This is a genomic window from Leptospira bandrabouensis (assembly GCF_004770905.1).
Lineage (GTDB): Bacteria > Spirochaetota > Leptospiria > Leptospirales > Leptospiraceae > Leptospira_A > Leptospira_A bandrabouensis.
The window spans coordinates 2,157,860-2,180,649 of the sequence record NZ_RQHT01000014.1 but is presented as its reverse complement, the minus strand read 5'-3'; the positions used below and the strand labels follow the sequence as shown (position 1 = coordinate 2,180,649).

The window sequence follows — 22,790 nt, the reverse complement described above, 5'->3', positions numbered from 1 at the left end:
GAAAAACTTTAAACTGGAATACACCAGAAGAGGAAATCAGGAATCTTGTGCGCTAAATTCTTGAACCTACCTTAAATTAAATCGAAAATTAGGAGAAAAATGAATAACCTATCAAAATTACTTACTATTTTGGAAAATGAAGATTTTTCATTTTATCTAAAAAATCAAGAAGAGAGAATTAATCTTCTTCCAAGTTTCAATATAGATGAGATATCAAAAGACTTACTAAAGCTGTATTTTCAATTTTTGCCATTCAATAGCTCAAAAACCAGGCAAGACTATTATTTTAACATACTTATAAAGATTCTTAGCAAAAATACAGAATTTTTCCGATCATACATAATAATTTTTAACGAATTAGAAGAAGATGAACTTTTCATATTAAATCATCTAAAAAATAGTGAAATCGATATAATCGATGAACTTGATTTAGATAAAAAAAATAATCGATTTATCAATCGAAGAATTACACGGACAACCTTTCCAATCGAAATACTTTCTCATAAGGAAAATGAAAAATTATATATCGATCATTTAACTTCCAAAAACTTAATCACTTGGCCTATTAACAAGCAAGATCCAATTATTGAAAATAATTCACAAACAGGCGTTCGACGTTTTAGCAAAATTATTCTAACTTCTTACGGAAAATCTTTCTCTGAATATATTTTTAATTGAGTATTCTATGAAAGCTAATATCCAAAGTAATTTTTATGACAATTTACAAAGAGCGAGAGATTTAGCTCAAGTATTTCTAAATACGCAAACTTTGAATAATCAAAGTCCTAGTTTGTACGATGATGATATTTTAAGAGCAGCGGTCGTTTTTCTTCATGCTACTTTAGAAGATTTACTAAGAGGTACGTTTAAATTTTTAATCGGCAATAAAGGACCGTTATTATGGAAAAAAATACCACTATACGGATACACTGATCGAAACCAACCGAAAGGATTCACTTTCGAAAATTTAGAAAGCTTTAAAGATCCAAAAGTAAAAGAATTATTCGATAAGTCAGTAGACGAGTATCTAAATTACAATAACTATAATAAAATTCAAGATATCTGCATTATGTTTCAGGATTTAGATATTAATAATAGGCAATTTAAGGAGATTTTTCCAATACTTGAAAAAATGATTGAAAGACGCCATAATATTGTTCACAGAGCAGATAGACAAGGAACATTAGATGAATTAAATTTCAATTTGACACCGATATCTTACACAGAACTTCTCAACTGGATCAATAATCTAGACAAATTTGGTGAAATACTATTTAATTCTATATAAAATAACGTCGCATAACAGCAACTAACCGCTGCGCTTCGGCACTTGCGGCCTCGCTTGGTCTGCGACACATAGGCTTTCTGTCACTCGTTTGCATCTGTAAACTCCGTGCCAGTCCCTAACGTCCCGTTCCGGGACTCAGGGTCAGCCTACGTCGGTTAGTCTAGTTCGTTATACGCAATAAGTGTAACCTAAAACAAGAATGAATAAATATATTTCAACAATATTTCTTATTTCTATAACTTACGCTATAATTGCAATATTTTTCATCTCAACTCCTTGCCTAGATGGCGAAGAAAAGACAACTTACTTTAGCCTACTTAATGCAACACTACCTCTTGGTTTTTCGATAATAATATTTCTACTAGAGTCTAACAGAGACAAAAAGAAAGATTTAGAAAATATTCGCATCAGAAAAATCGAAGAAATAAATAAAACAATAAATTCCTATAACACTATAATCTTAAAAAGTATAAAACGAATAAATTCATTAGCAAGTGAATTTGTCCGATTCGAAGAAATACTAAAACGATTTAATAATGAAACACATTTTAAAGACCTAATCAATTACTGGAGACAATCCCTACTCTCAAATCCCGATGCGAATAACATTCCAGAAGTTAGAGAACTTATGGAAGAGAAAATATCCATAATTGCCAAAAACTACCTTACAAATGATTTCTTCAAAACCGAACTGGAATATCTTTCCGCACTATATCCCATAGATTTAGATAAGCCCTCTTTCGACTTAGCTGACAGTCTCTTTGTATTTCAAATAAGAGAAAAAATAGCCATCGATAAGAAGCTATTTAAATTATTTTCAATTACAATAGATATTCTAGGTGATGGAAACTTAAACAGAATCATCGGAAAGACTTACAACAACACAATAGAATCTTACAAATCTTCATATAAGTCAAAAACAAGAGCTAAGGAAATTGACGAACAAGAACTAACAAGCCTACTGTGTTCACTCTTTATAGATCAATTTAATCTAATTGAAAAAACAGTTCTTGAACTGACAGTATTACTAGAATTTATCGATATTTTTAGCAAAAATTTTATACAAATATATAGCAAATACAAGGAAGAGTTTGGAAGTGACCTAGCATACATGGTTAACCCAAAAAGTTTTGACAGGGAAATTCCGGTTAATAAATATATTCGAAAAGAAACAGTAGATGTTTACTACCAATAGTTCGCATAAAACACTTACTGCGTATAACAACGGCGAATCGCTGCACTTCGGCACTTGCGGCCTCGTTTGGGCTGCGCCACATTCCTCTCCGTCACGCTTCTCGCTCTGCAAGAAGGCGCGCCGACGCTAACGCCTACTCCGTAGGCTCAGCTACGAGGAACGTCGATTAGCCTAGTTCGTTATTTGCAATGGCGAAAAATAAGCCTAAAATTAAGAAAAATCAACATTGACAAAGATATATACTACGATATATACTACTTACATGCAAACAGCAAAAATCTTTATAAACGGAAGAAGCCAAGCAGTAAGAATTCCAAAGGAATTTCAATTTAAAGGCGATGAGGTCTTTATTCAAAAAGTTGGAGAAGCCGTAATTCTTGTTCCAAAAAATAAAGCTTGGAACGCCTTTCTAGATGGTTTAAATGGATTCTCGGATGATTTTATGAAAGATGGGAGAAATGAATTACCTGATTCTGAAAGAGATTCTATCTAATGTTTCTACTTGATACTAATATTTGTATTTTTCTTATTAAAAAGAAAAATCAAATTCTAATAGATAAAATTAATAAAAATTATAACAAAGGTATTTTCATTTCAACTTTAACCCTCGCTGAACTTGAATTTGGAATTCAGAACAGTGAGCAAAAAGAAAAGAATAGAATTTCATTAATCGAATTCCTTACTATTTTCGATGTTTTACCTTTTGAAGAAAGAGACACTCAAGCTTTTGGAATTATTAAAGCTGATTTAAGAAAATCAGGAAACTTAATCAGTTCGATAGATGCTTTATTAGCAGCCCAAGCTATTTCTAGAAATTTAATATTCATAACTAACAATACAAAAGAATTTAAAAGAGTTAAAAACTTAATCTTCGAAGATTGGTCTCAATAATATCGCCACTGCAAATAACAGCGACTAACCGCTGCGCTTCGGGACTTGCGCCCTCGCTTGGTCTGCGACACATAGGCTTCTGGCACTCCTCTTGCTTGCGCAAGCGTCGTTCCAGTCCCTAACGTCCCGTTACCGGGACTCAGGGCCAGCCTACGTCGGTTAGTCTAGTTCGTTATACGAAATTTGCGCAAATTTACTTTGTTAAACTAAAAATAAGGAAAAGTTTCTCTTGACAGTTCAAAGAAAATGTAATACAAATGTATTACAGGGTCAATATGATAAGCCTAAGATTACCAGAAGAACTAGAAAAAAAACTTTCAGAAGTTGCAAAAATTGAAAACAAAAGTAAATCAGAAGTAATTAAAGAATCTTTAGTTTACTATATTGATCATTTTGCAAAACAACCTTCTGCCTATGAATTAGGTGAAAAGTATTTCGGTTTATATAAAAGTGGGATTTCTGACAAATCAACTAACCATCAAAAATATATTAAAGATGTTTTAATCAAGAAACAAAAATGATTAAAGCCATTATTGATACTGGACCTATAGTTGCCTTTTTTGACGAATCTGATAATTATTGCCTACAATGCAGATCATTTCTTAAAAATTTTAAAGGCAAATTATTCACTACGCTTGCGGTAGTAACCGAAGTATCTTACTTATTATCTGATAACAAAAGAATACAAAAGGCATTTATCGAATGGATTGATAACAATGCGATATCAATTTTAAATCAGGATAATGAACAATTTAGTTCAATTCTATTTTATATGGAAAAATATTCCGATCGACCAATGGATTTTGCGGACGCTTCGCTTTTGACAATTTCAGAGGTATATGAAATTCCCAATATTTTCACTTTAGATAGTGATTTCAGGTTTTATAAATCAAAGAAAGGAAAATCTTTAAAAATCATAAATGAAAGCATGATTAAAGGTTAATAAAGCGCAAACTTCGTATAACAGAGACTAACCGCTTCACTTCGGGACTGGCGCCCTCGTTCGGCCTACGACACATAGGCTTCTGGCACTCCTCTTGCTTACGCAAGCGTCGTTCCAGTCCCTAACGTCCCGTCCGGGACTCAGGGCCAGCCTACGTCGGTTAGTCTAGTTCGTTATGCGCAATTTTAAAAATAGGATTGAATATGAAAAATCTGACAATAACTCTAGCTTTGCTTACAACATTAACTTGTTATTCAAAACGTTCCAACAATACAGTAATTGTTAAATCCAAAAATGGCGTATCTTTAAAAGCTGCTCCAGGAAATTCTGAAAAAACTATAACGAATATTTCAGAAGGTACTAAATTCAGAAAAATTCAAAATTCAGAAATTCAAATTGAGAATAGTGAAGAGTGGATTGAAGTAACAAATGAAAACTATAACGGATATTTATTAAGTTCTCAAGTTATCAGCTTAAAAGCCATTCCTCAAACAAAAATTATTCCAGAAACACACTACAAAACTACGTGCGCAAAAAATTACTATTCTATTACAAAATTGCCCACTTTTAATAATATTACGAAAATTACACTCAAAAAATCAACAAATCACAATTCAAACATTACTATTTCAGAGAGATTAAATATTAATAAAGACCAAATTGTAACTTTCGATTTAGATCAAATTTACTCAAAAAATATTCCCGAGAAGCTGAGATTTATACCAGAAATAAAAAATTTCTTAGCAATTACCGAAATAACGGAAGCGAGGGAATATGAAAGAAAAGTAAATATACTATACTTAAATTTAAATAGTAATATCTATTCCATTAACCTAAAACATCTAATTATAGAAAACGAATGTGTATCTTATGATGCATATAAGTTTTATGAAGAAGATCTTCCATTTGTAGATTACTCTCTAATTGTTAGCGAATCTCCTTCTGGTTTAGACATTAAGTATCAAAAGTTTAAATGCGCATATAAAGAAAGCCGAGATTTCCTTTCAACGGAAATTTTGGAATCTACATTAACGAAAGTCTCCATTGATGAATCCAATTTGATTCTAACAGAATATTGCTTTGAAGGAAATTTCCCTGATATAAACAGGAAAAAAACAGAAAAAAGCAAGAGTATATTTGACAATTCTTATAAAGATTACTTCTTATAGTTAAAACTTCGCATAACAGCAACTAACCGCTTCACTTCGGGACAAGCCCTCGTTCGGTCTGCGACACATAGGCTTCTGGCACTCCCCTTGCATCCGCAAGTGTCGTGACCAGTCTCTAACGTCCCGTTCACGGGACTCAGGGCCAGCCTACGTCGGTTAGTCTAATTCGTTATGCGTAATCGCTCAAATTTAATCCTCAAAACATAGGAAACACTTTTTTGTATGCTAAAAACATCGAAAACAGAGGCAAAATTACCTCATTCAATCGCTTGACTTTTACACAAAAACGACCAATTTTGAGATATGGCGATTGTAGAACTTCTAGATTCTAACTCTATTCAAAACTCCTTAAAAAATTACAAAAAGGAATTGGATATTCTAGGAGTGGAGACCATTCATCTTTTTGGATCTGTCGCTAGAAATGAAGCAAAACAAAATAGTGATATTGATTTCCTGGTCAAATTCAAGTCTGGAATGAAAAATTTTGATAATTATATTAATCTAACATTTCTACTTGAAGAAATTTTTAAAGTAAAAGTTGATTTACTTACTACTGAATCTATATCTGGTTCTCTCAAAAATTCCGTTGAAAGTGAGTCAGTATTAATTGAAGTCTGACTTAGATTATATTAAGCATATATATAATGAAATTCTCTTTCTAAAAGATGAATTATCAAAAACTGATGAAAATTCATTTCTTAATAATAATGTCCTAAAACGAGCATTTGTCCGAAGTATCGAGATTATTGGCGAAGCCTCTAACAAACTTTCTGATTCTTTTAAGAAAAAACATAACCAACCTGAATGGCGAAAATTTTCTGCAACGAGAAATCATTTAATACATGGCTACTTCATCGTTGATTATGATATCGTTTGGGATCTTGTTAAAAATAAAATTCCAATCCTTGAAATTCAGATTAAAGAAATTTTACAAAAAGAAAAAACACTTTTTGATTAACTTCCGCGACTACGCATAACAGCGACTAACCGCTTCACTTCGGGACTTGCGCCCTCGTTCGGTCTACGACACATAGGCTTTTGTCACTCCTCTTGCCTTCGCAAGCGTCGTGCCAATCCCTAACGTCCCGTCCGGGACTCAGGGCCAGCCTACGTCGGTTAGTCTAGTTCGTTAGTCGCAATGTCGAAAATAATTTAAAGAAATGAAAATACCTATCTCCCTTTTGATTATATTAACTTTTGCTCCCTTGGTTACTTATATCTATAATTTTGGTTTCGGTTTTTCAGATAAAATCGAAACTTGGGGTGTCTTTGGTGACTTTATAGGTGGAGTTCTTAACCCGATTTTAAGTTTTTCCACACTCATTGCAGTTTTATACTCTCTAAAAATACAAAGAGATGAATTTACGGAAGTTCAAAGAAAAGAAAGTTTTCAGATTTACGAAAACAAAAAACATAATTTCGAAACTACTTTTTTTAATTTTATTAACCACCTGAACAACCTGATTAATTCATTTCAACAAAATATAGAATACAGTAGTAGCCTAGAAATTGATATGGTAAATACCCAACCCGGCAGAGTAACATTCTATCAAAACATTGCCGATAGTTTATCTGAATTTGAAAAAGATAGCGAACAAAATATTTATTCATTAATACAAAATGCAATCCTAAAAATTTATTTCAAATATATCTGGAACATATTAAAATATATAGCTGACACAAAACTAATTGAAGAAAATGAAAAACACTTTTATTGCGAAATTTTCAAATCACAATTAAGTTCTGATGAAATAAAGTTTATTACGAAAGCGCTATCTAAAATAGATAAAAAACTTTATGATAAATTATTAGTTTTTGATTTTTTTACTGATACTTTTTCATCTGGGCCTGATTAAAAAATATCGACACTGCAATTAACAGCGACTAACCGCTTCGCTTCGGGACTTACGCCCTCGCTCGGTCTGCGACACATAGGCTTCTGGCACTCCTCTTGCTTACGCAAGCGTCGTTCCAGTCCCTAAAGTCCCGTCGGGACTCAGGGCCAGCCTACGTCGATTAGCCTAGTTCGTTATACGAAAGCCCCAGGAAATTTCTGTTAAGATTAAAAAAATATGAATTTAACTGAATATTCACTTGACTGAATCAAATTTTTAAGCCACAAATTGAGTGTGTGGGAAATTGAATCTACTGAAGAGATAGATAATTGGCTTCGAAAACTCGATTTAAGCACTAAAGAAGAAATCCTTGCTCACTTTTATCTTTTACAACAAAAAGGACCTCTTCTAGGAAGACCTTTTGCTGATTCAATTCAAGGTTCTAAGATCAAAAATCTTAAAGAACTTCGTATTCAAGTTAAGTTAAAAGTAATTAGAATCTTTTTCGTTTTCACAGAAGGAAGAATTGGCTTATTACTTGCTGGTGGCGATAAAAGAGGAAATGATAAAAGGTTTTATGAAGAAATGATTCCAATGGTAGAAAAAATTTACACGAATTGGTTAATCAAAAACGGGACGAAAAGTGATGAAAACAAAAGTAAAAAGAAATCCAATAGAAAATCTTGAAAAATCGCTTCCTGCTGAAAGTATTGCGAGAGCAAAACATAAAGCTGAACAAATGCTTTTTCAGATTAATCTAGCCGAATTAAGAAAACTTGTCGGACTAAGACAAGAAGATATTACTAATTTTTCACAATCTGGACTCTCTAAACTCGAATCTAGGAAAGATATGAAAATTTCTACTTTAATTGATTATTTGGATAGTCTCGGAATGGATTTAGAAATTAAAGCAAGACTAAGAAATAAAAAAGATGGAAAGTCTAAAAAAGAATTTGTTCTCCTAAAAGCCTCCTAAGTTTTTTATAAATAATATTATTCTATAGTTGGGGCCTTCGTATAACAGCGACTAACCGCTGCACTTCGGCACTTGCGGCCTCGTTTGGGCTACGCCACAATCCTCTCCGTCACGATTCTTGCCTACGCAAGATTCGCGCCGACGCTAACGCCTCATTCTGAGGCTCAGCTTCGAGGAACGTCGATTAGCCTAGTTCGTTATGCGAAATAATTGCAGAATTAATCAAAAACTGAAAATCACGATAAGGAAATAGAAGTTGACAAAACCATACTTGCCTATATACTTGTTCCAGAGCTGAGAAAAGGTGAATAAAATGCCACAACTATCATTATATATAGATCAAGATACGCTCAAAAAAATTGAATTAGCTGCCAAAAAGGAAAAGGTTTCTATATCTCAATGGGTTAAAGGAAAATTACAGAGTTCTTTTGAAAAAAAATGGCCTGAAAATTTTTTCCAGTTATACGGTTCAATAGAAGATAATTCCTTTAATAAACCAGAATCCTTAGACTTTAAAAATGATAACAAGAGAGAAGCTTTTTGAATTATTTTTTAGATACAAATATATGTATTTATTTCCTAAAAGGTAAAAACGATAAAATTGAAAACAATATTAAGAAACTAAATCCAAACAGAATTAAAATTCCATCTATTGTAAAAGCAGAACTTTTATTAGGAGCACTCAAAAGCCAAAATCCTAAAAAAAATAGAAATGTCATCTTAGATTTTCTAGATCCTTTTGAAATAGTCGGCTTTAATGATATAGAATCTGAAATTTACGCGGAAATTCGTTCAAATTTAGAATCAAAAGGATTACCAATTGGACCAAATGATCTTATTATTGCTTCAATCGTATTAAATAACAATGGTATTCTTGTCACAAATAATGAAAAAGAATTTGCAAGAATAAATTCTCTTAAACTCGAAAATTGGACTTAGTAAAAGCAATTACTACGCATAACAGCGACTAACCGCTTCACTTCGGGACTTACGCCCTCGTTCGGTCTGCGACACATAGGCTTTTGGCACTCCTCTTGCTTACGCAAGCGTCGTGCCAATCCCTAACGTCCCGTTCGGGACTCAGGGCCCAGCCTACGTCGGTTAGTCTAGTTCGTTATGCGCAATAACGCAAAAATGAACACGATTCACAAAGATTCAGACAATTCCAACTATTAAAGGAGTCAAACTAACAGGAATAATAAATTTCTTTTCAAAGATAAGAGAATTAGGAAAGTAAAAAAAGATGGCTATTCAAATCAAAGACACACCTACTCTTAAAGGTCAAGATGCCGATTTCTTCTTTGAGTCTTTAGATAAGAATGAGACAAAAAAAATAGAAAAACAAGAAGTTGTCAAAATTCAAGCAAGCTACAAAAAAATCTCCGACCTACTAGAAAAATAAAACTTGATGGATTGGGAAAATATCCGTCTTTATCGACTTGATAGTAAAAAATCTATCCTACCTTTTGATTGTGGTGACTCTGATCTAAACGATTTTTTATTAAATGACTCTCTAGTATATACTGAAAGTTTAATTGCTGTTACTTACATCTTTGAAAATTCCAAAAATCAGAATACAGTAGCATTCTTCAGTGTTATCAATGATAAAATCTCTGCCGAACAAACAAATAATTCAGGATGGAAAAAATTTAGAAAGTCCATACCTGAAAAGAAAAGATTTAAAAGTTATCCTGCAGTTAAAATCGGAAGATTAGGTGTTGCCATTCAATACCAAAATCAAGGTCTAGGATCAGATATTCTAAACTATATTAAGGGTCTATTTCTAGATTCAAATAAAACTGGCTGTCGATTTGTAACCGTAGATGCATATAATAACAAAGAGACACTTAGCTTCTATGAGAAAAATGGATTTGTTTACCTTACTCAATCAGATACAAATGAAGATACAAGACTAATGTATTTTGATTTAATCACTCTCGTATAATGCGTTTCTGCGCATAACAGCAACTAACCGCTTCACTTCGGGACTTGCGCTCTCGTTCGGTCTCCGACACATAGGCTTTTGTCACTCCTCTTGCTTACGCAAGCGTCGTGCCAATCCCTAACGTCCCGTTCGGGACTCAGGGCCAGCCTACGTCGGTTAGTCTAGTTCGTTATACGACATGCTTGGAAGCTCATATGACTAATTTTAAATCTGTTTGAGAAGTTTAATCGAAGAAACCACAAAAAGTCAATTTTTGAAATCTAAGTTTCATAAGAAAATATCATCAAATCATAAGTAATAGTGCTTGACACCAGTATTGAATTGTGATAAAATCCTTCAGAGACAAAGAAACTGAAGCTATTTGGAATGGTGCTCTATCTAAAAAATTTCCAAAGGAAATTCAAAGAACCGCTAGAAGAAAAATGATCCATATCGATAGTGCGAAAAATCTAGATGATTTAAAAACACCACCAGGAAACAGACTGCACCAGCTTACTGATGACCGATCTGGACAACATTCAATTAGTATCAATATGAAATATAAAATCTGTTTTAATTGGAATAATGGTTCTGTCGAAAATGTCGAAATTATAGATTATCATTAAGGAGATTCTGTATGAATAAAGAACTTATGAACATTCATCCTGGGGAAATTCTATTAGAAGACTTTCTTAAACCTATGGAATTATCTGCTTACAAACTTGCGCAAAGTACTCTTATCGATCAAAAAAGAATTAGTGAAATTATTCATGGGAAAAGATCAATTACAGCAGATACAGCCCTGCGTTTCTCTAAATTCTTCGGAAATTCTCCTGAGTTCTGGCTCTCTATTCAAGCTCATTATGATTTAGAAATCAAACAATATGAATTGAAAAATGAGTTAAGAGCAATAAAAAAATATAAAGAGCAGAAAGCCAGTTAAACCCAAGCACGTCGTATAACAGCGGCTTAACGCTTCGCTTCGGCACTACGGCCTCGCTCGGTCTGCGACACATAGGCTTTCTGTCACTCGTTTGCATCCGCAAACTACGTGCCAGTCCCTAACGTCCCGTTCCGGGACTCAGGGTCAGCCTACGTCGTTAAGGCTAGTTCGTTATGCGAAAGTAGCTAAAATCAAAAGAATTCAAAAAAAAATGGGTAAAGATTAAAGAAATAAGCAGATTATTTGCGATAAAAATTAGCTTGAAAACTTACTTTTATTGGTAAAATCTAATTATATGTCAGTAGCTGTGAAGAATATCTCGGAATTCCAGATTTTCCTCAAAAATTCCAAATTACTTTCAAAGTATAATTTAGATAGGCTAGGAGTTTTCGGATCTTTTGCTAGGAAAGATTCGAATTTTCATGACATTGACATTTTAGTTGAAAATGATATAGATTTTCAATCGGCATTATCTTTAAAAGAAGAACTTGAAAAAAAACTAAATCTTAAAGTAGACTTAGTTTTAAAGAAATATGCAAACCCAATAATTCTACATAGGGCAAATAAAGAAATGATCTATGTTAAAGAATAGAAAAAATGATCTTCTTTACCTTCTCAATATAATCGAATACATCGAAAAAATTATTCTCTATTCAAATAGTTTTGAAAATCCTGAAACTCTTTACGAAACTAATGATCAAATGAATTATAATGCTATTTTGAGTCTCCTAACTCAAATTGGTGAAAATAGCACTAAACTCAGTGACGAAACAAAAAATGAATACTCATATCCTTGGAAAGATGTAGTTGGTCTAAGGAATCGAATAGCACATGATTACACTGGTATTAACATTTTCATAGTATTTCAAACGATAAAATATTCCTTACCTAGCTTAAAAGAAAAAGCTTACCAAATTATTCAGGAAGGAATTTCTGAAAACATTTTCGATAAATCCGAATTACTTTCAACGAAAGAAAGTTATTATTATTCACATATTGATTTCAAAAAATTAGAATTTGAACAATAGCTACCTTCGCATAACAGCGGCTACGCACTGCGCTTCGGCACTACGGCCTCGCTTGGGCTGCGCCACATTCCTCTCCGTCACGCTTCTCGCTCCGCAAGAAGACGCGCCGACGCTAACGCCTGCTCCGCAGGCTCAGCTACGAGGAACGTCGATTAGCCTAGTTCGTTATGCGCAATTTTTAGGTAAAATTATAAGTAGCCAAAAGAGCGAGCATCCGTGCTCGTAAAATAATAAAATGTTAAATTCATTTGGCAAATTTCTATTACAGTCAAAATTTTTCTTTTTTAGTAACTTAGCACAACGGTATATAAATGAAAATGAAGAATATACTATTTCTAATTTTGATAAATTTCAGCTGTTTAACCGTTGAAAAGTCAAAACAAATAATTATAAAAGACGGATTTCGGGAATTATCCCCAGGTATATATTATTTCATAAATGAAAATGATAACTATTTTGAAATGTATAAACAAAATGGTTATACTCTCGAAAAATATATAAGCAAAAATATACAAGCTGTCGTAGAAAATTTTTTGAACTCTGCTTTTGAAGGAGATCTTAATAAACTGAATGAGTATATTGGAAACGAAACAATATCAGAATTTGAAGAAAGATGCAGAAAATATGGAATTATAAGAAATAATCAAAATGAATACTTAAACTTACTTTTTAGCGATCTTAAAACAAGGAAGAAAACTTGCAATAATTCCGGTTATTTTTCATTACATAATATTTTTAAAATAAAAAAAGAACAAATATTCAAATTTGATGGGAAGAGATATTTTTTTCTCGTCTGGCTTAACCCAACGTATGAGGAAGATAAATTCTATTTGGATGAAAATTTCAAAACCTCTAAAATCGGTCTTCCGTGGGAAGGGAATGTTGAGCACGGCTCTGATTTTGTCATTTATTATTTAAATCAAAATTTTATTGAAGTCGGTGTATATGGATTTACCTTCAATTCAAAAAAAAAAGCTACAGCCTAACAAGTTCGCAACCTTATTATGCTGCCGATAAATTAGAAGAGTATAGGCAAAAATTTAACCAAAACTAATATAATTGCAGCGCCATCCGTGGCTTAGTCTTTATCGATAACCCCTAAAAACTGCGCATAACAACGACTAACCGCTTCACTTCGGGACTTGCGCCCTCGTTCGGTCTGCGACACATAGGCTTCTGGCACTCCTCTTGCTTGCGCAAGCGTCGTTCCAGTCCCTAACGTCCCGCCGGGACTCAGGGTCGGGAAACGTCGAGTAGCCTAGTTCGTTATGCGTAATGGGCAAAAATAATTGTAAACTTATAATTCGGATAAAAGAAAACAAAAAAGTATTGAATTTGTACCGTTATTCCGGCACACTTGAAAAGTGATAGAATTTACAGCTTATAAAGGCGAAAAATTCACTGTTGAATGGTATTTTGATGAAAAAGAAAAATCTGATGTTCTAGATTATTTCAATGATCTTCCAGATGATTTAAAGATTAAAACTTTGGCTTTGTTCAAAAGATTTGCTGACATTGGTGAAATTAAAGACAAAACTAAATTCAATTTTGAAGGTGACTCTCTATTCGCTTTCAAACCAATGCCCCACAGGTTTCTTTGCTTTTTTGTTAAAGGGAAGAAAATAATCATTACTAACGCTTTTGTTAAGAAAACTGATAAACTACCTAAAAACGAAAAAATTAGAGCTATTAAAAGAAGGGAAGATTATGAAACAAGAAGTAAAAAAGGCATCTACTACTAAATCTACATTTGATCGTTTAATGAAAGATAAATCCTTCAAAGCTAAATTTGATAAGGAATATGATGCACTCAATCTTTCTGAAACACTAATCGAACTAATGGAATCACAAAAAGTATCTGTTAGAGAACTTTCAAAAAAAGCAAATGTATCAAGCACGGTTATTCAAGAAATTAGAAGCGGCAAACAAGATAATCCAACATTACTTGTCCTTTCTAAATTAATTCACACTTTAGGTGGTGAAATAGTAATTAAGAAAGGGAAGAAAACATTAGCTAGTGTATAAACCACACGTCGTATAACAGCGGAAACGCTGCGCTTCGGCACTTACGCCCTCGCTCGGTCTGCGACACATAGGCTTCTGGCACTCCTCTTGCTTGCGCAAGCGTCGTTCCAGTCCCTAACGTCCCGTTGGGACTCAGGGCCAGCCTACGTCGTCTCCCCTAGTTCGTTAGCCGCAATGCTTTAAAATTATGATTGAATACATATACAATTCACTAAGAAAACTATTTTCAGCAGATCCAAATAAACTATTGGAATATGATAGAATTTTTTCTCTTCAATTTATTGAGAAAAATATAAAAATCCTTAAATTCGAAAACTTCGAAGCAGAATACTTACTATATTTTGAAAAATATGTAAATGAACGATATTTAAGGAATGAACATCTAAAGAACACTTATCATAACTTTAGAGTAAATAAGCAGATTAGATTTACGGAACATTTTCAAGACGAATTGTTCAAAATTCTCTTCAGCTTAGGAAATCAAAAAAAGAAATTCTATCATTATACATCATTTGATTCACTAGTTAGCATTTTACAAAATAACACAATACGATTTAGCGGAATTGCAGGCTTAAATGATAAGTCAGAGACTTACTACTCTGACTATTTGCTAAATAAAAATATTAAAAATCCATTTCATCATACTAGAATTAAAAGCTTTAATTCAAAATTTATTTTATCTACTTCTCTTAACAAAGACGAATTAAATCAATGGCGATTATACGGAGACAACGGAAGCGGAGTTTCACTAGAATTCGAAACCAACTTTCAAGGTAATGGTTATTATTTTCTATTCGGTAAAATTGCATATGGAAGTGAAATCTTCAATATTATTTTAGACCTTATAATTGGCTTAATTCAAGGATATAACTCTTTCGCAATATTCAACCAATTGAGTATATGGAAGAATTTTGTAAAGCATGAGGATTATTAACCTGAAAATGAATTAAGAATCATTTTCTATAATATGAATAAATATGGAAATATGAAAAACTTAAATTTCAGGAAAAATTCTTTTGGCATATTCTGTCCTTTCGTTGAATTTGATTTAAATAATCTTCCATTCTCTTTGACTGGAATTCAATTAGGACCGAAACTTTCTGATAAAGACTTAAATCGTGCTCAATTAAGATATTTTTTAAATGCAAAATCATTAAATCATGTAACAATAGATTTTTCAGGTAAAATCATTATAGATAAAAAGCACGGCGGCTAACAGCAACTAACCGCTTCGCTTCGGGACTTGCGCCCTCGCTCGGTCTGCGACACATAGGCTTTTGTCACTCCTCTTGCTTACGCAAGCGTCGTGCCAATCCCTAACGTCCCGTTGGGACTCAGGGCCAGCCTACGTCGGTTAGTCTAGTTCGTTATACGAAATCGCAAAAAAACTTTCCTAAAATAAGAAAAAAGAATTTGACTCATCTCATATTGAGATATTCCTGGATTAAGTGCATATTATTAGTTGGAAGAAACTTGATGATTTTATTAATAAACATCCGAATTCTGAATCTTCCTTAAAAACCTGGTTTAAAATAGTAAAAAACACATCTTTTAAAGATTTTAATGAATTAAGAAAGATTTTTAACTCTGTTGATCAGGTCGGTAATCTTACAGTTTTTAATATTTCTGGAAATCATTTTAGATTGATTGTGGCAATTCATTACAATAGACAAAAAGTTTTTGTAAGGAATATTTTAACTCATAACGAATATGACAAAGGTAAATGGAAAAAGGAGAATATATGATTCAAGAAATTGAAAAAGTTAAGAATGTTTGGCAGGATGTTAAAGATATTCTCTCTGTTCCACACACTGATAAACAATATAAAAAACTTGTGAAAGTTTTAGATGAACTTATTGATGAAGTTGGTAATAATGAAAAACATCTACTTGCTCCTCTTCTCGAAACAGTTGGTAATCTGATTGAAGAATATGAAAATGATCACTTTATTCAGCCTAATGCTGAACCAATCGAAGTTTTAAAGTTTCTGATGGAAGAAAATAATCTTACTCAAAAGGATTTAAGTGTTTTGGGTAGTCAAGGTGTTGTTTCTGAAATATTGAATGGAAAAAGAGATTTAAATGTTCGGCAAATCAAGGCTTTGGCTGAAAAATTCAATATTTCTCCTGCTGTTTTTATCTAATCTTATAACTTGCGACTTCGTATAACAGCGGTTACCGCTACACTTCGACACAAGGCCTCGCTCGGCCTACGGCAAATTCCCCTTCTGGAATTCGCTTGCAAACGCAAGCTACATGCCAGTCCCTAACGTCCCGGCGGGACTCAGGGTCGGGGAACTTCGGTAACACTAGTTCGTTATGCGAAAGTTTGTAAAAATCACAGGAAAGAGAAAATGAAATACTTATATATAACTCTATTAATATTTCTTACACTACAATGCAACAGACCAAAAATAGAAGAATATGAGTATGAAAAATACGGAAAAGTAACCGGTGATGTGACACTTAGAGAATCTTACACTAAGGAATCTGAAAGAATAAAAACGATAACTAAAGGTTCAATAATTTTACTCACAGCAAAAATAGAAAAGACTTTAAAAACTGGCGAAGTGGTAATTTGGTATAAAGCAAGATCTTACTCAGGAGAGGAAGGGTATGTTTTCGGTGATTTTGTCACACTTATCTCCCTAGATATAGCAAAAAAGGAATTATTAAGAAAAAGAAACCAATTTGAAATTTATCTTAAAAATCTAATCATTATCGCTACTTCAGAACGAATAAAATCATCAAATCAGTTTCCCTACGATATTCTGACAGATATACAAATAATTACTCCTCTCGAAGAAACATCTTCCTCTTCATATAACCTCTTGGATGAAAGGAGCTCTCTTACAACTTGATACGACACAAGTTGTTTCTACAGTAAATCTATTCATAGATATTGACTATGACAACCTGGATCATTCAATTATACGGGTAAATCATACAGATTTAAATAGTTTTCAAAAACTAGAAGGGATAGATCCAAATAAAGCTATAGACTTACTTTCAAAAATTCTATAACTAATTCCCATTATATTCATGGAAAAAACTAAAATACTATTCGATACTAACGTCTTTAATGAAATCCTGGATGGAAAAATACCTTTTCCTAATCCAAATAAATATACTTTCTATGCTTCCCCACTACAATTGGCTGAAATTCACAATACTAAAAATATATCGAGAAAAGAAGATCTCCTAAGAATATATAATATAATAAACCCAGAAATTTTTGGACTTAAAAGTATGATTTGGGGTTATATGACTTGGAACACAATGCAATGGAACGAAACTGGCGGAGAAGAAATTTCAATTCTAAAACAAAAATTAGATGGAAAAAAGAAAAAGTCCAATAATATAGAAGACTCACTTATTGCTGAAGTAGCAATAGCCGAAAATATTCTGTTCGTAACTAACGATCAATTACTATATGAGGTCATGCAAGAGATGAACCAAAGAGTAATTAAACCATCAGAATTAGAATTTATCGCGTAAAACAAACCTTCGCATAACAGCAATTGAATCAATTGATTTTCAAAATCTTCAAAAATCGCTGAAAGTGAAAAAATATAGAATATCAATTTTGATACATGACCGGCAGATAACCGTTACCAATGTCCTGAAGTCATGCCAAAAAAATTAACGATGCCAATCCAACAATGAAAGAAGCAATTAAAAGAATCTTATCCTTGCAACATATAAATGATCGCAGTTGTAAGGAAGTAGATTTTAATAAATCTGAATTCGATAGACTTAAAACAACTATTGGCTTTAAGCTTAGTAGTTCAAAATTCAGAAAAACCAAAACGAGAAAATAAAACCTGATAAAGCTTTGATTTCATCAATTCTGCATACACACAGAACATAGTTAAAAAGATAAAATGAATAGGTGATAATATTTTTTTTAAAAAATATTATCTGCGAAACACGCTACTTTTATTTAATTTCACTAAAGTTAATTTAAAAAAAAATGAGCTATTTAAATATAAAAATATCTTGGAAATTTGTGAAAAAAAATGACTATCGCTTTGTTTATATATTCTTTTTCATAAAAATTTTTTATTTTATGCCAGATGCTACTAATATTGAGGCTAAATCTTTTTTTTAATTATATGCTGCGTTACATAACAGTAGCTACATCTATTCATATTAGAACTTTCCTGCTATGAATACAAATATTCCATAGAAAAAAATCAGTAAATTTTTGAACAATTTCAGGCACAAGCTTCAATGCATCAAAAAATAAGTTGCTATGTATGCAATATATGCAACAGAATAATGAACAAAATATAAAATTCAATAAATATGAATCAAATAAATACTATTCCAACACTAGAATTTAAAACACAAAACAAATTTGAAAATTGGCTCAAAAAGAATCATGAAAATTCAATTGGAATTTGGTTAAGAATATTCAAAAAAGATACCGGATTAAAATCTATAAGTTACTCAGAAGCACTTGATGTAGCACTATGTTATGGCTGGATAGATAGTCAAAAACAAAAGTTTGATGAACAATCTTGGTTGCAAAAGTTTTCTCCTAGAACTGCAAAAAGCATTTGGTCGAAAGTAAACACTGGACACGTTGAAAGATTAATCAATGAAGGTAAAATGAAATCACCAGGTTTAATAGCTGTTGAAAAAGCAAAGGCAGATGGTCGATGGGATAAGGCATATGATTCGCCAACAAAAATGATTATCCCAAATGACTTTTTATTAGAACTAAGTAAAAACAAAAATGCAGAAGATTTTTTCAAGAAGCTAAATAAAACAAATCTTTTTTCTATTGGATTCCGAATCCATACAGCAAAAAAAACAGAAACAAGAGATAAACGCATTAAAGAAATAATCGAAAAGTTAGCAAAAGGAGAGAATATTTAATAACTACTTTATCAATAGGAAAACCAGCAATATTTATATTTTTCAGTTTGTTTTGACTTAAGCTCAAATCAAACTTTGTCTTTTTTAGGATTCGAAAATTTACTTTGTGTTTAGAAAAGTCTGATTACATTTGGAGCAAACCATTTTAATTCTTCGTTAACTAGTCGATGTTTTAAACTAAAATCTAAGACAATAAATCCTTCTCACAATTTGACTCAATATAATAGCTATTAAAACTACAAACAATTTATCAAGCTAAACCACATCTTTAGATTCTAAAACACTAAAAAAATCAATTGTAAGGTTTTAATGGAAACCTTACAATTGTTCATAGATAGTTTGTTCGAAAAAGGGAAAGAAACAATTGTTGCAATTTATTTATACAATATGGCAATTATAATTATTAATAAGCTAACATCCCAAAATAGAGTAAAAGTATGAGTAAAAAGAAGAAATTAACTTTAAAACAATCAGAAGACTTGATTAAAGAACTTAGAACTCGCTTCGAAAAAAACAGAAACCGCCACAAAAACCTCGAATGGGAGAAGGTCCAAAAGAAATTAGAATCAAATCCTGATAAACTCTGGTCTCTTTATGAAATGGAGAAAACGGGAGGAGAACCAGATGTGGTAGGATATGATCAAAATACAAATGAATACGTCTTTATTGACTGTTCCCCAGAATCTCCAAAAGACCGTCGAAGTATATGTTATGATCTCAAAGCTTTAGAAGAGAGAAAAGAAAACAAACCCAAAAATTCAGCTGTAGGTATGGCAATGGAAATGGGTATTGAGTTATTAACAGAGAAACAATACAGAGAATTACAAACTTTAGGCAATTTTGATACAAAAACATCAAGCTGGATATTAACACCTGCTAGCATTAGAAATTTAGGCGGAGCATTATTTGCCGATTTTCGTTACAATACGGTTTTTATCTATCATAATGGTGCTGAATCTTACTATGCAGCGAGAGGATTCCGAGGATCACTACGAGTATAAATAAATTAGCTGTTAGTTACCACACTGAATGTCAAACATAGACAACCGATTGATATTCCAGGATTACAAAATATTTAGTTTATAAAAAAAAACTAAATCACAACACCTGTTTATCGATTCCTTGCATAGAAATATAGTTTGGCAAACTTTCAATACGAACCATCCATTTTCTAATATTCTCATAAGGAAATAAATCAACCTTTCCTTGGTGACAAAGCGCTATATAAGGATATATTGCTATGTCAGCTATAGTAATGGAATCCGTTGCCAACCAATTGCGATTCGTGAGTCTATTTTCCAAAATAGAGAGAACATTTTCTGTTACAGATTTTGCTTCCTCAAGATTAATAGGACGTCCCAGTAAATAATGAGATCTTAAAGCGCCTGGACCACGTGAAACTTCATTCGCTGCAGTAGATAACCACGCCACTACCTCGGCTGATTGAACAGGATCCATTGGGAACCAAGAAGACTCAGCATAAGCAAGAGCTAAATAAACTAATATTCCTTGACTATCCCGGAGAACGTTACCTTTATCTTTAAGAACTGGGACTTGACCAAAGGGATTCATAGCCAAAAACGAAGCAGCTTTATGTTCTTTTTCTAATCCATTTACAATTCGACTTTCATATTTTAAGTTTATTAAAGACAACATCAATCTTACTTTGTAGCAATTTCCCGATAAAGCAAATTCAAATAATTCAATCATATTTTTCTAATAACTAAAATTCGATATTCATGACAATAAATTCTTAACTTCATTATCCATAATTTTTCTAATATGGATGTTTTAACTAGATTTAACCTTAATTTTCCAATCAACGAATTTTCTTTGTTAAAATGGGTACATCTTGTACTATAAAATGTGTGGTTATTTTCTGTACGAATTCTTATTTTTTCCACAGCATTGCTTACACCTACCACTCGTAAGGAAGTGAATACAAATTTCGAAGAAAAGGCATCAGTTCTTTGCGAAACCAAAGAACTACACAATTCAATTGAAATTAAAAATTAAATGTTAAAAAAAATTGAATAGTTGAAATGTAGATACCAGAATTCTAGTTTTAATTCCTATCGCTGATCATTAGCCTTCGTTTTAAATGGACAAAGGCAAATCACAATCTTAGATGAAAAAAAATTAATTTATATCATCGATTTTGATATCCTCAGGTGATGGTTTTCCTACCCCGTTTTCTATATAGTTTTTTAAGCTAAGAAGAAAAGTCGCCCATTTCATACTACAATGAGCAGTAAACTCCGTTTCCAACTTCCAATCTTTATGTCGAAAAAATAAAATTGTCAATTTCTCTCCACTGGAAGTGTTTCCTAATTTCAATTGGAAATCTATATGGGATTCTATCCAATCTTCTGGCCCCGATATACATTCCCATAATACACGATTAGGTGTTAGTTCTTGGACTTTCATTTCAATTACATTCCCATGCCCAAACCCAAATGAAATCATATCTCCTACTGTAGAAACACCTGATGTAAAATCTCCACCAACTTCCTTTGTCCACCAATTGGCTAAACCTGATTTAGTGGTCAGTGCGCTGATCACTTCTTTCTCTGTAGCCCGGATCCCAACTTTGTGATAAATTCCCATACAACACTCCTTAAATTTATTCTAATTTATTTATCTTCTAATACAACCAAACTCTACTTACTAAACCATTGATCCAATCCTTCCAAGATACTTGTCCATCCGTAGTTGTGATTCTTTATCTGAATATCGTTAGTTAGCATTTCATGAACTAAGGTTACCAAAGTTTTTGGTTTTTGAGATTTTTCTTTTGAATTCTCAATGATAACATCAGATAAATCAGTAAATGTTACAGTAACAAGTGTATTACGGTTATCTGTCGCATGAGAACACCAAGTAAAAACTAGTTTATTAGGTTCATCAATGGTAATGTATTCACCAGTATGAGGAAGAATTTTCCCATCAAGACTCATATTGATTAAAAACTTTCCACCGGGTCTTGGATCTAAGGTAACAGATTCAATGCCAATTAGTTCACCAGACAAAAACCAGCGAGAAAAATCTTTAACATCGAGCCAGGCTTGAAATAAACTCTTTCGTTCCGCGTTAATTTTTCTTTCTACTTTTAACACTTGGTTGTTCACGAACTTTCTCCTCAAAAAATGCTTCTAAATTTGCTAATTTATTTGTCCAAAACTCTTGATGATAAATAATCCAATTACTTGCTTCTGTTAAAGTTTGGTTTTGTAGTTCCAACCGATAACTGCGCCCATCTTCAGGTGCGCGAACTTTTTTAACGAGTTGTGCTTCGGTTAATACTTCTATGTGTTTAGCAACCCCGGCAAAAGACATTTCAAATGGTTCCGCAAGTTCGGAAATACTCAAAGACCCCTTTCGAAGCCTAGCCAACATTTGTCTTCTTGAATGGTCCGCAAGAGCAGCAAAAACACGATCCAATACTAGTTCTTTCTTCTTAAATTCAACCATTAGGTTGAGTAAATTAGTCAGTATTTTTTTAGTCAATTATTAAACTAAATGGTTGAATAATTTTTAAGCAAATTCAAAATAAAAGCCGAGGCCTCACTACGTAAGATTGGTGTTTCAATAAACACTGTCGCGATACAAACTACATCTACTTACCCAAATCACTTCATTCATATGGAGTTTACAACCAAAGATGATTGGAGAGGATAGCCTTTCAGGAGC

General features: G+C 32.6%; 36 protein-coding genes. 32 read left to right on the top strand and 4 right to left on the bottom strand.

Annotation, left to right across the window (positions count from 1 at the left end; all coding sequences use genetic code 11):
* Positions 1-99 precede the first annotated feature (99 nt).
* The 32 genes from EHR07_RS17430 (at position 100) to EHR07_RS17280 (ending at position 20,101) form a co-directional block, all read left to right on the top strand.
* On the top strand, positions 100-678 hold the full coding sequence (locus tag EHR07_RS17430) for an Abi-alpha family protein (RefSeq protein WP_135746217.1): 579 nt from the start codon (positions 100-102) through the stop codon (positions 676-678).
* A 7-nt stretch (positions 679-685) separates the two neighbouring features.
* Positions 686-1,288, top strand: a complete 603-nt coding sequence (locus EHR07_RS17425) for a HEPN domain-containing protein (protein WP_135746216.1) — start codon at positions 686-688, stop codon at positions 1,286-1,288.
* Between the two features lie 199 nt (positions 1,289-1,487).
* Complete coding sequence (locus EHR07_RS17420; RefSeq protein WP_135746215.1) at positions 1,488-2,483, top strand: hypothetical protein; 996 nt, start codon at positions 1,488-1,490, stop codon at positions 2,481-2,483.
* Between the two features lie 262 nt (positions 2,484-2,745).
* On the top strand, positions 2,746-2,976 hold the full coding sequence (gene vapB, locus EHR07_RS17415) for a type II toxin-antitoxin system antitoxin VapB (protein WP_135633696.1): 231 nt from the start codon (positions 2,746-2,748) through the stop codon (positions 2,974-2,976).
* Positions 2,976-3,374: a type II toxin-antitoxin system tRNA(fMet)-specific endonuclease VapC gene (gene vapC, locus EHR07_RS17410; RefSeq protein WP_135633697.1), complete on the top strand. Its 399-nt coding sequence runs from the start codon at positions 2,976-2,978 to the stop codon at positions 3,372-3,374. Before vapB ends, vapC (EHR07_RS17410) begins: the two co-directional genes overlap by 1 nt.
* 275 nt (positions 3,375-3,649) lie before the next feature.
* Complete coding sequence (locus EHR07_RS17405) at positions 3,650-3,895, top strand: ribbon-helix-helix protein, CopG family (RefSeq protein WP_135746214.1); 246 nt, start codon at positions 3,650-3,652, stop codon at positions 3,893-3,895.
* The gene (locus EHR07_RS17400) at positions 3,892-4,317 is read left to right on the top strand and encodes a type II toxin-antitoxin system VapC family toxin (protein ID WP_135746213.1); all 426 of its coding nucleotides are present in this window, start codon (positions 3,892-3,894) and stop codon (positions 4,315-4,317) included. Before EHR07_RS17405 ends, EHR07_RS17400 begins: the two co-directional genes overlap by 4 nt.
* Before the next feature lie 203 nt (positions 4,318-4,520).
* On the top strand, positions 4,521-5,486 hold the full coding sequence (locus EHR07_RS17395; protein ID WP_135746212.1) for a hypothetical protein: 966 nt from the start codon (positions 4,521-4,523) through the stop codon (positions 5,484-5,486).
* A 303-nt stretch (positions 5,487-5,789) separates the two neighbouring features.
* Positions 5,790-6,104 (top strand): nucleotidyltransferase family protein, encoded by a 315-nt coding sequence (locus EHR07_RS17390; RefSeq protein WP_135746211.1) that lies wholly within the window; start codon positions 5,790-5,792, stop codon positions 6,102-6,104.
* Complete coding sequence (locus EHR07_RS17385) at positions 6,094-6,444, top strand: HepT-like ribonuclease domain-containing protein (protein ID WP_135599689.1); 351 nt, start codon at positions 6,094-6,096, stop codon at positions 6,442-6,444. The genes EHR07_RS17390 and EHR07_RS17385 overlap by 11 nt, the downstream gene beginning before the upstream one ends.
* 202 nt (positions 6,445-6,646) lie before the next feature.
* A complete protein-coding gene (locus EHR07_RS17380) occupies positions 6,647-7,342 on the top strand; it encodes a putative phage abortive infection protein (protein WP_135746210.1) in 696 nt (231 codons plus the stop codon).
* Positions 7,343-7,615: 273 nt separating this feature from the next.
* Positions 7,616-8,008 (top strand): type II toxin-antitoxin system RelE/ParE family toxin, encoded by a 393-nt coding sequence (locus EHR07_RS17375; protein ID WP_135746209.1) that lies wholly within the window; start codon positions 7,616-7,618, stop codon positions 8,006-8,008.
* Positions 7,968-8,297 (top strand): helix-turn-helix domain-containing protein, encoded by a 330-nt coding sequence (locus EHR07_RS17370; RefSeq protein WP_135746208.1) that lies wholly within the window; start codon positions 7,968-7,970, stop codon positions 8,295-8,297. The genes EHR07_RS17375 and EHR07_RS17370 overlap by 41 nt, the downstream gene beginning before the upstream one ends.
* Positions 8,298-8,610: 313 nt before the next feature.
* Positions 8,611-8,841 carry a toxin-antitoxin system, antitoxin component gene (locus EHR07_RS17365; protein WP_135746207.1) on the top strand — a complete coding sequence of 77 codons (231 nt, stop codon included), beginning with the start codon at positions 8,611-8,613 and terminating at the stop codon, positions 8,839-8,841.
* Positions 8,838-9,236 carry a type II toxin-antitoxin system tRNA(fMet)-specific endonuclease VapC gene (vapC, locus tag EHR07_RS17360; RefSeq protein WP_135746206.1) on the top strand — a complete coding sequence of 133 codons (399 nt, stop codon included), beginning with the start codon at positions 8,838-8,840 and terminating at the stop codon, positions 9,234-9,236. The genes EHR07_RS17365 and vapC (EHR07_RS17360) overlap by 4 nt, the downstream gene beginning before the upstream one ends.
* A gap of 304 nt (positions 9,237-9,540) precedes the next feature.
* Positions 9,541-9,699 (top strand): hypothetical protein, encoded by a 159-nt coding sequence (locus tag EHR07_RS19115; RefSeq protein ID WP_167483382.1) that lies wholly within the window; start codon positions 9,541-9,543, stop codon positions 9,697-9,699.
* 6 nt (positions 9,700-9,705) lie between these two features.
* Positions 9,706-10,242: a GNAT family N-acetyltransferase gene (locus EHR07_RS17355; RefSeq protein WP_135746205.1), complete on the top strand. Its 537-nt coding sequence runs from the start codon at positions 9,706-9,708 to the stop codon at positions 10,240-10,242.
* 323 nt (positions 10,243-10,565) lie between these two features.
* Positions 10,566-10,847, top strand: a complete 282-nt coding sequence (locus tag EHR07_RS17350) for a type II toxin-antitoxin system RelE/ParE family toxin (protein WP_135746204.1) — start codon at positions 10,566-10,568, stop codon at positions 10,845-10,847.
* An 11-nt stretch (positions 10,848-10,858) separates the two neighbouring features.
* Complete coding sequence (locus tag EHR07_RS17345) at positions 10,859-11,164, top strand: HigA family addiction module antitoxin (protein WP_135746203.1); 306 nt, start codon at positions 10,859-10,861, stop codon at positions 11,162-11,164.
* Between the two features lie 295 nt (positions 11,165-11,459).
* Positions 11,460-11,756: a nucleotidyltransferase family protein gene (locus EHR07_RS17340; RefSeq protein WP_135746202.1), complete on the top strand. Its 297-nt coding sequence runs from the start codon at positions 11,460-11,462 to the stop codon at positions 11,754-11,756.
* Positions 11,743-12,192: a HepT-like ribonuclease domain-containing protein gene (locus EHR07_RS17335; protein ID WP_135746201.1), complete on the top strand. Its 450-nt coding sequence runs from the start codon at positions 11,743-11,745 to the stop codon at positions 12,190-12,192. Before EHR07_RS17340 ends, EHR07_RS17335 begins: the two co-directional genes overlap by 14 nt.
* 317 nt (positions 12,193-12,509) lie before the next feature.
* A complete protein-coding gene (locus tag EHR07_RS17330; RefSeq protein WP_135746200.1) occupies positions 12,510-13,178 on the top strand; it encodes a hypothetical protein in 669 nt (222 codons plus the stop codon).
* Between the two features lie 378 nt (positions 13,179-13,556).
* Positions 13,557-13,934, top strand: coding sequence for a type II toxin-antitoxin system RelE/ParE family toxin (locus EHR07_RS17325; RefSeq protein ID WP_135746199.1), 378 nt, complete (start codon positions 13,557-13,559; stop codon positions 13,932-13,934).
* On the top strand, positions 13,900-14,217 hold the full coding sequence (locus EHR07_RS17320; protein WP_135630730.1) for a helix-turn-helix domain-containing protein: 318 nt from the start codon (positions 13,900-13,902) through the stop codon (positions 14,215-14,217). The genes EHR07_RS17325 and EHR07_RS17320 overlap by 35 nt, the downstream gene beginning before the upstream one ends.
* A 187-nt stretch (positions 14,218-14,404) precedes the next feature.
* Entirely contained in the window at positions 14,405-15,151 is a 747-nt protein-coding gene (locus tag EHR07_RS17315; RefSeq protein WP_135746198.1) for a DUF2971 domain-containing protein, read from the top strand.
* A gap of 33 nt (positions 15,152-15,184) precedes the next feature.
* Complete coding sequence (locus EHR07_RS17310; protein WP_135746197.1) at positions 15,185-15,433, top strand: hypothetical protein; 249 nt, start codon at positions 15,185-15,187, stop codon at positions 15,431-15,433.
* A 232-nt stretch (positions 15,434-15,665) separates the two neighbouring features.
* A complete protein-coding gene (locus EHR07_RS17305) occupies positions 15,666-15,962 on the top strand; it encodes a type II toxin-antitoxin system HigB family toxin (RefSeq protein ID WP_135746196.1) in 297 nt (98 codons plus the stop codon).
* On the top strand, positions 15,959-16,360 hold the full coding sequence (locus tag EHR07_RS17300; RefSeq protein ID WP_135746195.1) for a helix-turn-helix domain-containing protein: 402 nt from the start codon (positions 15,959-15,961) through the stop codon (positions 16,358-16,360). The genes EHR07_RS17305 and EHR07_RS17300 overlap by 4 nt, the downstream gene beginning before the upstream one ends.
* A gap of 210 nt (positions 16,361-16,570) precedes the next feature.
* On the top strand, positions 16,571-17,077 hold the full coding sequence (locus tag EHR07_RS17295) for an SH3 domain-containing protein (RefSeq protein WP_238778109.1): 507 nt from the start codon (positions 16,571-16,573) through the stop codon (positions 17,075-17,077).
* Positions 17,078-17,258: 181 nt separating this feature from the next.
* Positions 17,259-17,714: a hypothetical protein gene (locus EHR07_RS17290; protein WP_135746194.1), complete on the top strand. Its 456-nt coding sequence runs from the start codon at positions 17,259-17,261 to the stop codon at positions 17,712-17,714.
* Positions 17,715-18,524: 810 nt separating this feature from the next.
* A complete protein-coding gene (locus tag EHR07_RS17285) occupies positions 18,525-19,100 on the top strand; it encodes a YdeI/OmpD-associated family protein (protein WP_135746193.1) in 576 nt (191 codons plus the stop codon).
* A 437-nt stretch (positions 19,101-19,537) separates the two neighbouring features.
* Positions 19,538-20,101 (top strand): DUF4256 domain-containing protein, encoded by a 564-nt coding sequence (locus tag EHR07_RS17280; protein WP_135746192.1) that lies wholly within the window; start codon positions 19,538-19,540, stop codon positions 20,099-20,101.
* A gap of 97 nt (positions 20,102-20,198) precedes the next feature.
* On the opposite strand, the gene EHR07_RS17275 is transcribed toward EHR07_RS17280, so the two are convergent.
* From EHR07_RS17275 to EHR07_RS17260, 4 genes are all read right to left on the bottom strand, one after another.
* Complete coding sequence (locus EHR07_RS17275) at positions 20,199-20,810, bottom strand: glutathione S-transferase family protein (RefSeq protein ID WP_135746191.1); 612 nt, start codon at positions 20,808-20,810, stop codon at positions 20,199-20,201.
* Between the two features lie 429 nt (positions 20,811-21,239).
* Positions 21,240-21,707 (bottom strand): SRPBCC family protein, encoded by a 468-nt coding sequence (locus EHR07_RS17270; RefSeq protein ID WP_135746190.1) that lies wholly within the window; start codon positions 21,705-21,707, stop codon positions 21,240-21,242.
* A 53-nt stretch (positions 21,708-21,760) separates the two neighbouring features.
* Positions 21,761-22,228, bottom strand: coding sequence for an SRPBCC family protein (locus EHR07_RS17265; protein ID WP_135746189.1), 468 nt, complete (start codon positions 22,226-22,228; stop codon positions 21,761-21,763).
* Positions 22,191-22,571: an ArsR/SmtB family transcription factor gene (locus EHR07_RS17260; protein WP_135746344.1), complete on the bottom strand. Its 381-nt coding sequence runs from the start codon at positions 22,569-22,571 to the stop codon at positions 22,191-22,193. Before EHR07_RS17260 ends, EHR07_RS17265 begins: the two co-directional genes overlap by 38 nt.
* Positions 22,572-22,790 lie beyond the last annotated feature (219 nt).